12 protein-coding genes are annotated in these 15,432 nt (G+C 62.0%); 4 read left to right on the top strand and 8 right to left on the bottom strand.

Annotated features, from left to right (window positions below; genetic code table 11):
* Window positions 1–10 precede the first annotated feature (10 nt).
* On the bottom strand, window positions 11–385 hold the full coding sequence (locus K7W03_RS09375; RefSeq protein WP_226869980.1) for a limonene-1,2-epoxide hydrolase family protein: 375 nt from the start codon (window positions 383–385) through the stop codon (window positions 11–13).
* 219 nt (window positions 386–604) lie between these two features.
* Between K7W03_RS09375 and K7W03_RS09370 the strand changes: the two genes are divergently transcribed.
* The 3 genes from K7W03_RS09370 to K7W03_RS09360 are packed head-to-tail and all read left to right on the top strand — an operon-like array spanning window position 605 to window position 4,486.
* On the top strand, window positions 605–1,981 hold the full coding sequence (locus K7W03_RS09370; protein ID WP_222886147.1) for a hypothetical protein: 1,377 nt from the start codon (window positions 605–607) through the stop codon (window positions 1,979–1,981).
* Between the two features lie 16 nt (window positions 1,982–1,997).
* Window positions 1,998–3,410 carry an acyl-CoA reductase gene (locus K7W03_RS09365; RefSeq protein ID WP_222886146.1) on the top strand — a complete coding sequence of 471 codons (1,413 nt, stop codon included), beginning with the start codon at window positions 1,998–2,000 and terminating at the stop codon, window positions 3,408–3,410.
* Window positions 3,407–4,486, top strand: a complete 1,080-nt coding sequence (locus K7W03_RS09360; RefSeq protein ID WP_222886145.1) for an aldo/keto reductase — start codon at window positions 3,407–3,409, stop codon at window positions 4,484–4,486. The genes K7W03_RS09365 and K7W03_RS09360 overlap by 4 nt, the downstream gene beginning before the upstream one ends.
* Here K7W03_RS09360 and K7W03_RS09355 read toward each other — a convergent pair whose 3' ends face one another.
* Genes K7W03_RS09355 through K7W03_RS09345 form a run of 3 tightly spaced genes read right to left on the bottom strand, consistent with a single transcriptional unit; the run spans window position 4,487 to window position 9,095 of the window.
* Window positions 4,487–6,199, bottom strand: coding sequence for an N-acyl-D-amino-acid deacylase family protein (locus tag K7W03_RS09355; RefSeq protein WP_222886144.1), 1,713 nt, complete (start codon window positions 6,197–6,199; stop codon window positions 4,487–4,489). It abuts the gene before it with no gap.
* Window positions 6,200–6,213: 14 nt separating this feature from the next.
* On the bottom strand, window positions 6,214–7,671 hold the full coding sequence (locus K7W03_RS09350) for an acyl-CoA reductase (protein WP_222886143.1): 1,458 nt from the start codon (window positions 7,669–7,671) through the stop codon (window positions 6,214–6,216).
* 8 nt (window positions 7,672–7,679) lie between these two features.
* The gene (locus K7W03_RS09345) at window positions 7,680–9,095 is read right to left on the bottom strand and encodes a hypothetical protein (protein WP_222886142.1); all 1,416 of its coding nucleotides are present in this window, start codon (window positions 9,093–9,095) and stop codon (window positions 7,680–7,682) included.
* A 190-nt stretch (window positions 9,096–9,285) separates the two neighbouring features.
* Between K7W03_RS09345 and K7W03_RS09340 the strand changes: the two genes are divergently transcribed.
* Window positions 9,286–9,753, top strand: a complete 468-nt coding sequence (locus K7W03_RS09340) for a nuclear transport factor 2 family protein (protein ID WP_222886141.1) — start codon at window positions 9,286–9,288, stop codon at window positions 9,751–9,753.
* A gap of 14 nt (window positions 9,754–9,767) precedes the next feature.
* Here K7W03_RS09340 and K7W03_RS09335 read toward each other — a convergent pair whose 3' ends face one another.
* From K7W03_RS09335 to K7W03_RS09320, 4 genes are all read right to left on the bottom strand, one after another.
* Window positions 9,768–10,655 (bottom strand): AraC family transcriptional regulator, encoded by an 888-nt coding sequence (locus K7W03_RS09335; protein WP_222886140.1) that lies wholly within the window; start codon window positions 10,653–10,655, stop codon window positions 9,768–9,770.
* Between the two features lie 84 nt (window positions 10,656–10,739).
* A complete protein-coding gene (locus K7W03_RS09330) occupies window positions 10,740–12,068 on the bottom strand; it encodes a spinster family MFS transporter (protein WP_222886139.1) in 1,329 nt (442 codons plus the stop codon).
* A gap of 208 nt (window positions 12,069–12,276) precedes the next feature.
* Window positions 12,277–12,576, bottom strand: coding sequence for a hypothetical protein (locus K7W03_RS09325; protein ID WP_226869976.1), 300 nt, complete (start codon window positions 12,574–12,576; stop codon window positions 12,277–12,279).
* Window positions 12,577–12,721: 145 nt separating this feature from the next.
* Complete coding sequence (locus tag K7W03_RS09320; RefSeq protein WP_222886138.1) at window positions 12,722–15,154, bottom strand: TonB-dependent receptor; 2,433 nt, start codon at window positions 15,152–15,154, stop codon at window positions 12,722–12,724.
* Between the last annotated feature and the right edge of the window lie 278 nt (window positions 15,155–15,432).

Here is a 15,432-nt window from a genome sequence, read left to right as displayed (position 1 = left end):
GCATCCCCCTTCAAAAGCCGCTTGTGTCGAAATAGTCGCGCCAGGCGACGATATGGGGGCCGTCCATTTCCAGGGCGCCCATCAGCCGCAGCGAGAGCATTTCCTGCCCATCCGGCCCATAGAAAATATCGCTGCGCTCGGTCAGGACGATATTACCTGCGGCGGCCGCATGATGGACCATGACCGCGCAGCGTTCGAACGGAATCCGGCCCAGAAAGCCGTCGATGAACTGCCTCGCCTGATCGACCCCGACGGTTGTCGCCACGCCGACATTTTCCCAGCGCGTCTCCGCCGTAAACCGGCGCTCCATGGCGGACAGCATGTCTTCGCGCGAGCCGCTGCTTTCCCGAAAAAACGCCAATACTTCGTCCAGTGGACCGGGCATGTCACCCCCTGCTCCTGTGTTGCGCCGGCATCATGGCGCGGGGAGTCCGCCTTCTGCCCTGCCGAAAGATAGCAGCCTTGTTTTGGCAGGGGGATCGGCACACCATCGGTCGGAAAGGTCATGCTGAGAATAGTATGTCCTACCCATAACAGTGAATCGAGCGGCCAAATATCGGGCGTCGCCTATACTTCCCGGCAAAGCTGAGAGGAGTTTTCACTGATGAGCGCCGTTGACGAATTGATCGCCCTTGCCCGGTCGCCCGATCCGTTCCGAAATGCCCCGGACAATCTGGCCGAACTGCAACTGGAAGCGGCTCGCGAGCGCTTCGCGGAGCGGCGCCAGCAGATCCGGGTGCTCGACAAGCGGGCGAAAGAAGCCGGTATCGACAGCATCGACAGCCTGGCCGACCTCGTCCCGCTCCTGTTCGCCCACACCAATTATAAAAGCTATCCTGAGGCTTTTGTCGACAATGGCCAGTGGAAGCATATGAACATGTGGCTCGGCACGCTGAGCAGCTATCCGACGGACAATATCGACGTTGCGGATGTGCGCGACATTGACGAATGGCTGGACCGCGCCAAGTCTGCGGGCCACCATGTCTTCGCGTCGAGCGGGACGTCGGGCAAATCCTCCTTCCTCAACCAGTCGACGCAGGACCGCAACCTGTCGCTCGCCGCCTGTCTGGCGGCGGCCGACCTGTCGACACCGGCCTATGTGCCCGATCACGGCCGCTCGGTCTTCACCATGATGCCGCCGCGCGGCACCCACAAGATGATCGAATTCTGCAATGTCCATTTCCCGCGCTGGGCTGCGCCCGGCGAATTTCATCGCCTGAGCGAATATCCGATGCGCGCCTTCGACGCCATGCGCCCCGCGCAGCTGCGCCGCCTGCTGGCTGCCGGCAAGGTCGGTCCCGGCGAGATCGCCGCCTATGAGGCGGAGGTCGAGGCCCGCCAGCAGACGCGGGCAGGCGAGTTCGACGCATGGATGGACCTGCTTGTCAGCCGCCGGGATCGCCCGCTCTATATCGGCGTCATGTATGGCGTCGCCTGGCAGATCGTGCAGGCTCTACGCGCGCGCGGGATCAGGGACGGCGATTTCCATCCCGACACGCTGATGAGCTTTGGCGGCGGCACCAAGGGAGCGGCTGTCCCGGCCGACTATAAGGAACAAATTATGGGCTTTTTCGGCGTCACGCCGGACCGCATCACCAGTTCCTATGCGATGGTCGAAATGAGCGGCTTCTGCGCCAAGATCCAGCCGACCGAATCCTATGCGGTGCCGCCATGGATCATCCCGCTCATCCTCGACAAGCCGGGCGAAAAGCTGCTGGGCACGACGAAGGATGTTGGCCGGATCGAAGGCCGCATGGCGTTTTTCGACATATTGGCGGACGGCCGCTGGGGCGGCATCATTTCCGGCGACAAGGTGCAGGTGGAGTTCGGCTCCGGCCTGGAAGGCGTGAAGACGCCGGTCGTTCACGCGATCGCCCGTTACGCCGATCTGGAAGAAGGTGAGGACAAGCTCAGCTGCGCCGGATCGATCGATTCCTATGTGCGCGGATCGATTACCGCACCCCAGCCGGTAGCGGCCTGAACGACAGGAGGGAGACATGCTGCATGAAATCATCGCCGATAATGACCGGCTGCTCGTTCCCCATGTGATCAAGGGCGTGGTCCAGCTCGACGCCGCCGTCGAGCACCGTTCGCGGGCCAGCGGCACGACGGTCATGACCCCTTCGATCGATCTGGACTCGTTGATCTGGCCGCGAAGCCAGCCCGGCCCCGCCTTCGACACGCCGCTTGCGGAGATCGTGGATTTCCTCGTCGAAGTCGGCAAGGCGCTCGATTTCGACCGGAACATCTATCTTCAGGAAGCCGCGGCCTATAATCTGCGCTGCAACACTCTTGGCGCGCGCATCCTGGAGAATTGCTACCGCGATATCGCCTGGTTCTTCACCCGCGAGGCGGTCGAGGCGGAAGCCGAACAGTCGCTGGGATCGCTCGACGTGCTGGATGGGTGGGCGCGGCGCGACATTCAGGGCACGGCCTTCGACATCCGCGCCTTCCCGCCGCGCATGGTGCATGTTCTGGCCGGCAACGCCCCGATCGTGCCGCCGGTCACGATTGTCCGAGGGGCGATCAGCAAGGGCGTCCACCTGCTCAAAATGCCGTCCAACGACATGTTCACGGCGACCGCCCTGCTGCGGACGATGGCGGATGTCGGCCCCAACCATCCAGTGACGCGCTCCTTCTCCGCCGCTTACTGGCGCGGCGGCGATGCCAACATCGAAAATCACATCCTGCGCTCGCAATATTTCGACAAGCTCGCCGTCTGGGGTGGCGAGGCGGCGGTACGCCACGCCATGCAATATGCCGCGCCGGGCTTCGAGATCATGTCCTTCGATCCCAAGGTCTCGATTTCGCTGATCGGCCGCGAAGCCTTTGATGACGTCCCCCTCGCGACCATTGCCGAACGGAGCGCGGCCGACATCATCGCCTTCAATCAGGATGCATGCAGCTGCGCCCGTTTCCAGTTTGTTGAAGGATCGGGCGAGCAGGTCGACCGCTATTGCGAAGCGCTGGTGGAGGCGATGGGCAAGGATATCCGCTATGGCGCCGGCCCCGACGGCCCGCTGCCGCCCGCCATGCTGATCGACGAACTGGACATGCTGGGCAATCTGGAGCCGGTCTACCGCCTGTTCGGACGCCCCGACGGCCGGGGCATGGTCATCCGCTCCAGCGAACCGGTGTCGTTCAATCCCGGCGGAAAGCTCGTCAATGTCGTCGCGGTCGACCGGCTTGCCGACGCGATCCAGCATGTCACCGTCGCCACCCAGTCGGTCGGCGTCTATCCCCCCTCCCGCATTGCCGAGGTGCGCGATGGGCTTTCCTCGGCGGGCGCCCAGCGTATCGTCGGTCTCGGCAACATCAACAACGGAAAATTCGGCGGCCTGCCGCACGATGGGGGATGGCCGGTGCACAAGATGATGCACTGGGTCGTCACCGAAGCAGCGAAAGATTGAAAACGACCATGACACAGACGAACATTCAGACGCTGTCGCTCGACAGCTATCGCCTGCTCGGCCGCTCGGGCCTGCGGGTTTCCCCGCTGGCGCTCGGTACCATGACCTTTGGCGAGGAATGGGGCGCGGACGAGCAGGAATCCCGCCGGATTTTCGACAGCTATGTCGACCAGGGCGGCAATTTCATCGACACGGCGGGCTATTATGCCGACGGCGCGTCAGAAATACTGACCGGCAAGTTCGCGGAAGCCAAGCGCGAACGGCTGGTCCTGTCGACCAAATATTCGCTGACCCGATCGGTCGGCGATCCCAATGCCGCAGGCAACAGCCGCCGGAACATGATGCAGACGGTCGAAACCAGCCTCAAACGCCTGCGCACGGACCGGATCGATCTGCTCTTCCTGCACGCCTGGGACGATACGACGCCCGCGGATGAGATCATGCGCGCGTTCGACGACCTCGTGACGCAGGGCAAGATCCTCTATCTGGGCCTGTCGGACACGCCTGCATGGCAGATGGCCCGGCTGCAAACCGTGGCGGAATTGCGGGGATGGTCCCAGTTGGCGGCCTTGCAGGTCGAATATAATCTGGTCGAGCGCACGGCGGAACGCGAACTCATCCCCGCCGCCAAGGCGCTGGGTATCGGCGTCATGCCCTGGTCGCCGCTGGCGAGCGGCATGCTGTCGGGCAAATATGCAACCGGCGGCAGCGCCCATGCCGGCGAGGCCGGCGGTCGCGGTGCCCTGCTCGAAGCGGCAGGCCGTGTTGACGCGCGCGTGGTCACCATCGCCGACGCGGTGAAGGGCATCGCCGACGAGATGGGCGTCACCTCGGCTCAGGTGGCGATCGCCTGGACCCTCGCCAATCCGGCGGTCGTCTCGCCGCTGGTGGGCGCACGGACGATGCGGCAATATGAGGATAATGTCGCCGCACTTGGCGTCACGCTGGAGCCCGCGCAATTGGAACGTCTGGATGCGTTGAGCCGCACGCCGCTCGGTTTTCCGCATGATTTCCTCGCCTCACCCTTCATCCGCCATGGACTGACGGGCGGCACGACCATCCAGCCACGCGCCTGATCAGGCAGCGCGGATCAGCCTTCCGGGACGCGCGCCAGTATCGGCGCCGTCCCGCCGGGTGATCACGCCGCTGACCATCGTGGCGCGATAGCCGGTGGCCTGCTGCGCCAGACGGCGCCCACCGCCGGGCAGGTCATGGACGACATGGGGGGCATGCAACCTCAGCGCGCCATGATCGATCAGGTTGATGTCGGCCTTCATCCCCGGCTTCAGCCGCCCCCTGTCCCGCAGCCCCAGGAAATCGGCGTTGTTCGCGCTCAGCGCCTTGACTGCCGCAGGGATCGTCAGTTGCTCGCCGGCCCGATCGCGGGTCCAGTAGGACAGCATCGTCGTCGGATAGCTGGCATCGCAGATGATGCCATAATGCGCGCCGCCATCACCCAGTCCGACGATGCTGTAGGGATCGCGCATCATTGCGAGCGCAGGGTCCAGCGACTTTTCCGCATAATTGGAAAAGGGCATCAGGATCAGCGCATGGCCCTCCTGCTCCAGCATCAGATCATAGACCAGTTCGACAGGACCGACGCGGCGCTTTGCGGCCAGCGCGGCGATGCTCCGGTCCGGTGAAGGTTCATAGTCCGGCTCGGCTCCGAGCGGATAGATATTGTCCCATGTGCGCAGCAAGCGATGCAGCGGCGTCGGCGTCTCATCCGGCTCCTCCGCGATCAGTCGCGCGCGGAAGGCGGGATCGCGCATGATGGCGACCTTTTCAGCCAGCGGTCGGTCCGCAATCGCACGATAGCTTGCACAATGGCTGAACGCGTTGGCCGACGTCGACAGGCCGCACATCGCGCCCATCGGCCGGGGAAAAACCTGCGCCAGCACCGGCGCCGCGCTGGTGCGATTATGCTCGGCCAGCGCATCCATGGTGCGCCGCCAGCCCTGCGGATCGGTCGACCATTGGGCGAGCGAATAGGTCAGCGGACGCCCCGAGGCGCTGGCCATGCGCTTCATCAGATCGATGTCGCTGTCCCAGTCGGCGGTATCGAGATTCGGGATCATCTGAAGCACGCCGCGCCCCGCATCACCCACCGATCGGGCGATCGCCACCAGTTCATCGCTTTCCGCCTGAAAGGACGGGATGAAAGCGCCATCGCCGCGCCGATGCACCAGCGAACGCGATGTCGCGAAACCAAGCGCGCCGGCCGCCATCCCCTCCGCCACGAGCTGCGCCATCCGCGCGACATCCGCCGCGGTCGCCGGCTCGCGGTCCAGCCCGCGCTGGCCCATCGCATAGACCCGCAGGGGCGAATGGGGAATATAGGCACCCACATCCGCGTCCCAGGCGCGCGCCTCGAGCGATCGCAGATAATCCGGGAAGCTCTCCCAATTCCAGGGCAGGCCCTTCGCCATCACCGCTTCGGGAATGTCCTCCACGCCCTCCATGACATTGACCAGCGCCTCGCGGTCCTCCGGCCGGCACGGCGCGAAACCGACGCCGCAATTGCCGATGACGACGGTGGTGACGCCATGTTCGGCGGAAGGCACCAGACTGTCCGACCAGGTGACCTGCCCGTCATAATGGGTATGAACATCGACGAAGCCAGGCGTGACGAGGAGGCCACGGGCATCGATCTCCTCGCGGCCTTGACCGACATCAGCACCGATCGCCGCGATACGGCCGTCGGCAATGGCGATGTCCGCCTCGAACGGATCGCCGCCTTGCCCGTCGACGATCGTTCCGCCCCGGATCACCAGATCAGCTTCCACCATGTCCTTGGCTCCCCTCAGCCTGCCAGCGCGGCCAGCATCTCGCCGGATGCCTGTTCTTCGGTCACCCACTTCAGCATGCGGCGCACCGGCTCGATCGCATCCTGCCTTTCCATATTATGCTGCATCGTCGCCGCTCCGCCCAGCGACACGATCCGCTGCGCGCCCTGGAAAGCGAGGCGGTCGCGCAGCTCGTCCTTGAGGCTTTCGGGAAAGATGCCGATCGTCTGGGTATAGGCGTTGACTGCGCTGACGGCCGTTTCCCTGCTGTCGATGGGCACGATATTGCCCACCCGGCAGGCGAGCGTGCGGGAAAAGTCGACCGGATAATCCTCCTGGCTGACGATCACCGCGCCCTCGTTGGTCCGACCGCCGAAGATGCGATAATCTTCGTCATTGAGGCGGATGCCGTCGATCTCGGCCTTGAGCGCGCCGTCGAATGCCTTGTGCGGCGTGCTCAGATGATCGGGCAGACGCTGGAGTGCATCGAAGGTCATCTGCCCCAGCCGATTGGCGCGCTCCAGCCCGGCTTCGTCCGTGCCGCATTCGACATAGATGACGCGCGCGGACACGCAGCCTTCCTGATTCTGGGCGCCGATGTCGAGCGCCAGACGGCGCGCCACCTGACCCAGCGTCGCTTCATCGGCGAAGGCTTCGCGACCGATGATCGTTCCCGACAGCTTGGGGTCCTGGGTGATGAGGTCGATGCCCGGTTGCAGATAGCGGGTGATATGCTTGACCGAATCGAACCCACCCCAGGCGACGATCTTTTCGATGCCACGCGGATCATAAATCGCCGATTCCACCTGATCGTCGCCGCCCTTCCAATAGGCGACGGAGACATGTTTCGACAGCGGATGGTCAGGGTCCATCTCGACCATGGTTCGCACCAGCGCGGCCGCCGTCAGCGGATCGTTGGACGGCAGCTTGATGATCGCGTCCGATCGGGTCAGCGCATTGCGGATCACCGTCAGGATCGACACGATGGGCGCATTGCCGGCAATGACATGCACGGTCCGCGCACCGAAGGCGCGCGTGCGGGCGGTCAGGCCCGGAAATCTGCCAGCCCCCTGATCCACCCAACCTTCCAGATAGTCGACGCCGCAGGAGCGCTCCATCATCCGCCGCATTTCGGTGCGATCGAAGGCGGCGCCGATATGCTGGAAGTGGACGCGCAATATGCTCTCCGACAGGCCGGAGGTCAGGCAGGACAGGCGAAACGCTTCCTGCAAATGCCGGTTCTGCCCGAAATCCAGCCGCTCCCCCAGGGCGACGAGGAAATCCAGTATCTCATCGAAGCTGAGCGAATAAAGGTCGGCCATGGCCGAGGGGGTGCGCAGGGGCAGGCGCGCGACATGCTTGGCGATGTCGGGCGCCGAGAAGCTGACGCCACCCCGGCGGCCGCCATAATCGACTTCAGCATCATCGATAATCTGACCCCGGATGATCAGAGGAACGCGGAATTGATCAGTCATGGCTCTACTCACATCGACAGTTCGGCAAGAAATTCGAGGGCGCGATCATGCGCTTCGGGGGCGCCGGCGCAGACGATGCGATCATCGCCGCCTTCCTTCTCGCTGTAGCGGCGAACCGGCGGAATGACGTGCGGCCCGGTGCGGCCACAGGCGCAGGGTTTTTCCCAGCCCGCCAGCGTGATCTCATCCCCCGTCACCAGCCCGGCCCAATAGGTGTTGGGCATCAGGTCGAACGAGGCAAAGCGGCCGGTCAGGCCGTCCTTGCGCGGCAAAGGCTTGCCGGTCGCCGGGTCGAGCAGGAACGGGATCTGGATCGGCGGGATGTGATAATGGCCATGCTCGCACATCATCGACAGACCCATCTGTTCGGACGTGGCGTACATTTCATAGATGGTATCGAAACCCAGAAACTCGAGTACGCGCTTGCGCCAGTCGTCGGGCAGTTCCTTGCCCTTCTTGCCACCGCCGGTCAGCAGCACGCTGCCCTTGCCGAAGACATTCTTGAGGCCGCGCTTCAGCCCCTCCTCCGCCCAGTCGTAGAGGATCGCCCACATCGCCGTCACATAGACGTCGCGCCCGCCGAAGCGCCGCTGCGCCTCGCTGAAGAAATGCTTGAGGTCGTCGGGCCGGCGGCGCTCCAGTTCCAGCAGAGCCTCCCGCCGTTCCAGCAGGACTGGCGGAATGTCGATCATGCCGGCCTCACCCCGCGCCTCCGCCGCGCGCAGGCGGCCGCCAAGCGAGGCGATGTCCGCGCTGAAGCGGGCGTCGGGGTAGAGGAACAGGGTGTTTTCCTCGCCCTTGGCATAAAGATCGACCTGGATGCCATTGCCGCGCTGCATCGCCGCGGCGCCATAGCGATAGCCCGGAATGATGATCGGCATCCCGTCCTTCAATATGTCCGGGCCGCGATCCGGCCACCAGTCGCGGATGACGACCGCCGAATGGACGATCGTCTCGCGCCACTGTTTCTTGGTGCGGGGGACGAAGCTCAGCTTGCCGGTCGTGCCCGACGTATGCTGGATAGTGAGGTCGGTTTCCGCGTCGAGCAGGTCGATCCAGTCGTCGATCGTCTCGATACCGCTGGCATCGACATGGGAAATGTCGCTGGTCGTCAGGCCCGCAAGCCATTTGGTCAGCTTGTCGAAGCGGCTGCGCTCCAGATAGCTGATCGGATAGGATTTGTAGACGGTATGCGGAAACAGCAGCGGCGCCAGATCGTCGATCGTCTCGATCGTGTCGATGCCCTGCTCGCGCGCCAGCTTGTCCAGCACCGACAGGCCAGGACGAAGTTCGGCAAAGCGTTTGCGCGCGCCCTCCAGATGCAGCCTGTCGAGCTCGTCGCGGCTGAGCGTGAAGGCCTGCGCATAGGGCGCGTCGTGGAAACTGGTGGGATCGGCGATCAGTCGATCGAGATAGCTGGTCATGGAGAGAATCCGCCTTTCTGTCGGAGACGGATTGTGGCGGCGACAACGCAATCCCCGCAATGCCGATGCCTACAGCCGGAACGCCCAAACATCGTCAGGCGGACATGAAGCGCATGGGTTCGGGCCGGCAGGGCCGCCGCAGCATTGCGCTGCCATCGCGGCCGCAGCATGGTGCAGGGGACGTGGCCGCTTGGCGCCCGCGAAAGGCGGGGCCTGCGGCCAATGCCATCTCTATGCAGACAAGGAGGATGAACCGATGGGACTGAGCGTAGAGGACCGGCTCGACATTTACGATCTGTTCGCGCGCTATTGCCAATATGTGGATAACGGCAGGGCGGCCGAATGGGTGAACCTATTCGCAGAGGATGGCTGCTTCGAGATTATCGGCCAGATGACCCTCCAGGGTGCAAGGCAACTGGGCGGAATGCCCGCGATGCTCGCGGAAAGGAGCGGCGGCAAATGGCGCCACCAGATCACCGACATCATGATCGACGCAAGCCCATCCGATGACGCCGCCCATGTCGGCGCCTCCGGCCTCGTGACGGACTGGAACGATGGCGGCCGGGCCATCATGTTCGCCAATTATCAAGGCGCGCTGAGCAAAATCGACGGACGCTGGAGGATCGCCAGATTGACCGCAGCCATGTTGACGGACTGAACGGCAAAAGCAGCCTATCGACCGGCGCCGCGTTCTTCCCGAAATTCGCGTGGAGTCATGCCGGTGGCCTTGCGGAAAGCGGCGGAAAAGGCTGCGGCGCTCTGGAAGCCGCAATTGCCGGCAATCACCTTGATCAGCACATCGTCCCGCGCGAGCTGTTGCTGCGCATGGGCGATCCTGCGACCGGCGATATAATCGGACAGGGTAGTGCCGGTGGTCGCTTTGAACGTCCGGATCAGGTGCCGGGGGCTGGTGCGAATTTCCGCCGCAAGGTCCGCGACCGACAAATCTCCTGACAGTTCGGCTTCGATCCTGTCCTTGATCCGGCGCAACCGCCAGCCCGGCATTTGTCCATAGCCGCTGCGGTCGTCCTCCGGGGCCTGCCGGAAATGCCGGCACAGCTCGACGACCAGCAGCAGAGCCATGCTCTCCAGCACTATGTCCTGTCCGAAACCGGGGTTGCGCAACTCTTCCAGCAGGCGCGCAAGCCCCTGACGCACCCGACCGATCTGCACATCGTGGCAGGGCGTCAAATCAGCCAAACTGTCATCCTCGAACAGTTGCATCGCCCGTTCATTTTCAAATGTCAGGCACAGCAGGCTGTGTTCGCCCGGTTCGCTCAACGCCGAAAAGGCGCCGCCCTTGGGCAGGAAAACAATATCGCCCGGCGGGTCGGCAAGCCGGCGGTCGGCGCTGAAAAAGCGCGAATTGGTACAGCGCGGACCGATGGAAAAGTCCAGATAATAGGAATCGGGCTGGTAAACCGCGCGGCTGCTCTGGGTCCAGCCGAAGTGCCGAATGTCGGCAAAAATTCCGTTGGCGTGAACTTGTCGTTCGACATGAAAATGCGACGCCGTGCGCGGCGCGCACAGGGGCAGATCAGTGCCGATTGCATTCTGCATCCTCAACCTCCTTGCCATCGGTCGAGTCTGGTCCCGACCTGGAAGGGCCGGGCTATTATTTGCCAGTTGGCCGCGGATGGCAAGTCAGGGTTGATCATGATCGTTCACATCGGCCAACATCCATCGGCCCGCCAGCGCGAACAGGCCGGCGGCAAGGATGAAGAAGCAGGATCCGAAGCTGAGCGACAAGCGCAACCCCTGCGCGCTGGCGGCCTCACAGGCCGCGACCGGCCGCTTTACGCAGTCGGCGAGGCTGAGGCCTGCGGACACCCGTGCGGCTTCCCCCAATATGTCGCTGACAAGGCCGATCAGCGGCGGCCCCAGACCATAGCCCAACAGGGAACTTGTGGCGATGATGATGGCCGACGCCGTGGCCCGCATATGCGGGGGCGCGACGTCCTGCCCGTGCGCATACATGGCGGGCATGTAGAAATGCTGCCCCATCGAGGCGAACACCATCAGCGCGACGGCAAGACCGACCGTCGGCAGTTGGAAAGCGACGGCATAGAGCGACCCGCACCAGAGCAAGCCGACGGACGGCAGCCACGCCTTGATCCGTGGATAGCGCCGCCTTCCGAAATCCATCAACGGTCCGCCGATAAGCGTGAAGATAATGCCCACGCCCCCGATCACCAGCCCCATCAGCAGCGATGCGGTTGCCAGGGATAGGCCATGTCCGCGCATGAGGAAGGACACCATATATTGTTGGTTGGCATAGCTGCCGATCCCGGCAATGCCACCCGCGATCGCCACCAGGGCAAAGCTGCGCCGGACGAGCAACTGGCGGACCGTAGCGATGAAAGATGCCGCATGGACGGCACGCGGCTGGCTCCGCTGCGGTTCCGGCACTGTGGCGCGAAACAGCAGGGCCAGGACTATGCCGGCCATCCCGCAGAGGAGGAAGGCTGTGCGCCAGCCATAGGCGGCAATGAGAGCGCCCCCGGCCACTGCGGCGACAATGGCGCCGACCGGGCCGGCCACCCCGAAAATGGCAATGACAGTCGTCCGGCGCTGTGCGGGGAATGCATCGGAAATCAGGGAGTGGGACGCTGGTGTGCATCCCGCTTCGCCGATGCTGACGGCGGCTCTCCCGACAAGCATCTGGAGGAAATTGGCCGCTATCCCGCAAAAGCCCGTCATGACGCTCCACAGCATCAGCGAAAAGGCAATGATCCCGACCCGTCGGCCACGGTCCGCCGCCCGTGCGATCGGGAAGCTGAAAAGCGTATAGAGTATGGCGAAAGCCGGTCCGCCAATCAGGCCCAGTTGAAAATCGCTGAGGTGCAGGTCAACCTTGATCATTTCCTGCGCGACCGAAAACAGCAGGCGATCGATATAATTCAGACAATTCAGAAGAAACAGCGCGACAATTGTCCAGGACAAAAGCGATCGACTGTTCGCCGAAGACGTCATTTCATAGGGTGTGGCCCGCTGCGTAGCATCCATGGATGAAGGATTGTGCATCACTCGTCCAAATCCGTTATAACGACCTTCCTGAGGACTATGCCAATGCAGCGTCGCATGCCGCCGTCAGCACTATCGCCGGCAGGACAGATGTCGCGCTGTGGACATATTCGCCCGGTGCCGCTGGGGGTGGATCAAGGATTTGTCGAACTGCCCGTCACAGGCAGCGACGCCGTTTCCCACCATATCGCTTGCCACAATATTCATCCAGATCGCGCATGTCCTTTGCCGCGGCCACCGCCTGCCCCCGATCACAGGGCAATTCCTTTTCGATATAGGAACGCGCTTCCACTCGCTCGCACAATTCTTCGATATCGCACCGCGAAAGAATGTTCTTTTCCCGCAAGTAACAGATCAGGCTTTGCAATATCACCAAAGCCTTGTCTCCATTATCGACCGATTGATTGACATCCATTCCACGATCCTGAATTTTCGCAATAATGGAATAATTGCGCATCTCTTCATCTGGCAGTTACACAGAAAAAGGGCCATCAGCCCCCTGACGAAAGATAGGGTTCCGTCCCCTACGAGTAGATTGCGATGACCGGATCATATCGGTCAGGTGAGGCGGACATCGCCGCCTCACCTGATCGGCGCTTATGTCAAAAACGGTAAGAGACCGTTGCCCCCCATGTGCGCGGCGCCGCGGTAAAACCGATCGCGGTACCGAACGTGCCATAGCCGTTGAAGATGGCGTTGTAATATTTCTCCCGGGTCAAGTTACGCCCCCACAGGGTGAACTCCATGCCGTCCTCCAGCTTGAAGCTGAGACTGCCGTTCAACACGCCATAGGCCTTGAGCCGGCTGAAGCTGTTCTGCGTGTTGATAAAGCTGACAGCCGCGGCGCGCTCTGCGGCGTCGTTGACACCGTCGTTAAGCGCCGGAGCCGTCAGATCAGCGGTGGCATAGTCCTGATAGACGGCTGAGGTATAGGCATAGTCGGCATGCAACGCGATTTCGCCGCCTCTGACTGGAATGCGCTGTGTGGCGCCGACGTTCCAGGTCCATCTGGGCGCGCGCGGAACAATTTCACCGCTCCGATCAACCGTGCCGCCCAGCCCTGCCGCAGTGAATGATCCCGCGGCATATTTCGCCTTCAGCCAGGATATGGCACCGCTGACTTCCATGCCCTGCCAGGGAATGAGAGTGCCTTCGAACTCGACGCCATAAGCTCTCACATCGCCCGCATTCTGAACAAACTGCGTCAGATTGCCGCCGACCAGAGCATTGACGATATTCTGCGCACCGTTCCGCCAGATATAGAAGCCTGCAAGGTTGGTCCGCAAATGCCTGTCGAGAAAGTCGCCCTTGAACCCGATTTCGGCATCCTTGACCTTTTCCGGCGCAAAGGAACTGGCGTCGGGCGGAGTCGGCCGTGAATTAAGACCGCCAGCCAATGCGGCACCGCCCGTCTTCGCATAGACGAATTTGCCATTCCCCAGTTCATAGTCGATGCTGACCAGCCATGCGGGATAATCAAATTTGGCGGCCACGGGGTCCGTACAATTGGGGCCGGGCGGGACGAGATTGGCGTTGGCGCCCACGGCGCACAGACCCGTCGGCGGAAGCGTGATCAACCGGCCGTTCGACACGAACGAACCGGAAAAGCCTGGTATCCCACCAATATAGCCCATGCGGTTGATAGAGCGTTTGTCCCAAGTATAGCGAAATCCGCCCGTCACCCGCAACCGTTCGGTGAGGTTGTAATTGGCTTGGGCGAACAAGGCCTTGGACTCTGATTTATAGGTGGCGAGATTGGTGTTGGCGGGCGCAAGGTTGAATCCGAAATCGGTGTCCTGGAAAACGAGGGACTGGGATTGTTCGTCGCCCGATTCCTTGAAATAGAATGCACCAAGAATGAATTCCAATTCCCCCAACGTACCCGAGAATTGAAGTTCCTCGCTGCGCTGTTTCTGGGAATAGTCGCTGGCATAGGACGCGATCTTGGCGGGCGTACCGTCCAGATCGGTGCCGTCCCCGGTTTCCGCCTCCCGATAGGCTGTTATCGACTTTACCTTAAAATCCCCCAGATCATATTCTATCGTCGCACGAAGCCCCCATGTCTTGTTGTAATTGAAGGGCGTATCGATGTTGGGGTTACCCGTGTTGGGGTCATTATATGTAGTGTAGAAACGACTTTGGGTTTGCAGGAAGCTGGCAAGATCAAATTGATTGGAATAAAGAGCGAGGCCCGGACCTGCCGGATTGATACCAAGCAGAGCGACATTATTGTAAGTATCCTTGATGTCAGCCCAGTCGGCCGACAGGGAGACCGTCAGCGGGACCGCCGAAGGTTCCCAGTTCAGCGTGGCGCGGGCCGCGATGTCATGATCGATACGCGCCGCATCAACTCCTCTGATGGGGTTCGGGCCGAAGCCTTTACCTCGCTCACCATAGCGCCCCGCCAGACGTAACGACAATTCGTCGCCGGCGATCGGCAAAGTCAGCGCGGATTCGATCGACCAGCTCTCATAATTGCCGATACGACCGGTAATATAGCCGCCGAAATGTCCGTCCGGCTGAACGGTTGTCATGTTCAGGGCGCCGCCTGTCGTATTGCGTCCGAACAATGTTCCCTGGGTACCGCGCAGGACTTCGACGGACGCCAGGTCGAGAAGGCCCAGATTGCCGGCAATGGGTCGTCCATAATAAACGCCATCGACATAGATGCCGACCGCAGGATCGGAAAATGAGTTGGGACTGTTCTGAGCGTTACCCCGGATGGCGAGATATATCAGGGACGCGTTCCCGGTGCCGCCAGACTGAACCGACAAACCCGGCGCGGCCCGGCCCACATCCGCGACTTCCACAATCTGGCGTTCAAGCAGGGCGGTCGGATCAAGCGCCGTGACGGCCACGGGAACTGTTTGAAGATTCTCCGAAGTCCGGCGCGCCGTCACGATGATATCGCGCACCACGCTATTGTCGTCGCCACTGGAGCTTTGCTCAACCGCTTCTGCCGCCTGGCTTATAGCAACACCGCACGCGCTCCACGCGGCGCCGGTCATAAGGATTACCCGGAACATCTTACCCATTTCATCCCCTCCTGTGGTGACTATATTTAATTCATGACGACCTGTTTCTATTTATTGACCGAAATGATCTATTTTTATATTATTATATTTTCAGATAATATTTTATCTTAGTACGATCCGTAGATACTGATTGGGCAGGCCCATACTGATTGCCCAGACCAGCTACTCCCTGATCGCTCAATCTGCGGGACGAAGCACATATCGTCGGATAGGTGCCGCCCCTTTGGCTGGCCAAACTCTCCTGCCGGGATGCTCGATTTACCAGGGAAGGGCACACG

Origin of the sequence: Sphingobium sp. PNB, from assembly GCF_019873065.1 — a bacterium.
In the GTDB taxonomy this organism is placed as follows: Bacteria; Pseudomonadota; Alphaproteobacteria; order Sphingomonadales; family Sphingomonadaceae; genus Sphingobium; species Sphingobium fuliginis.
This window is presented reverse-complemented; position numbering and strand designations above follow the sequence as displayed.

Coding starts and splice junctions, on each gene's coding strand:
- K7W03_RS09375 (WP_226869980.1), bottom strand. CDS start 385: ATGCCCGGTCCACTGGACGAAGTATTGGCGTTTTTTCGGGAAAGCAGC.
- K7W03_RS09370 (WP_222886147.1), top strand. CDS start 605: ATGAGCGCCGTTGACGAATTGATCGCCCTTGCCCGGTCGCCCGATCCG.
- K7W03_RS09365 (WP_222886146.1), top strand. CDS start 1,998: ATGCTGCATGAAATCATCGCCGATAATGACCGGCTGCTCGTTCCCCAT.
- K7W03_RS09355 (WP_222886144.1), bottom strand. CDS start 6,199: ATGGTGGAAGCTGATCTGGTGATCCGGGGCGGAACGATCGTCGACGGG.
- K7W03_RS09350 (WP_222886143.1), bottom strand. CDS start 7,671: ATGACTGATCAATTCCGCGTTCCTCTGATCATCCGGGGTCAGATTATC.
- K7W03_RS09345 (WP_222886142.1), bottom strand. CDS start 9,095: ATGACCAGCTATCTCGATCGACTGATCGCCGATCCCACCAGTTTCCAC.
- K7W03_RS09335 (WP_222886140.1), bottom strand. CDS start 10,655: ATGCAGAATGCAATCGGCACTGATCTGCCCCTGTGCGCGCCGCGCACG.
- K7W03_RS09330 (WP_222886139.1), bottom strand. CDS start 12,068: ATGACGTCTTCGGCGAACAGTCGATCGCTTTTGTCCTGGACAATTGTC.
- K7W03_RS09325 (WP_226869976.1), bottom strand. CDS start 12,576: ATGCGCAATTATTCCATTATTGCGAAAATTCAGGATCGTGGAATGGAT.
- K7W03_RS09320 (WP_222886138.1), bottom strand. CDS start 15,154: ATGGGTAAGATGTTCCGGGTAATCCTTATGACCGGCGCCGCGTGGAGC.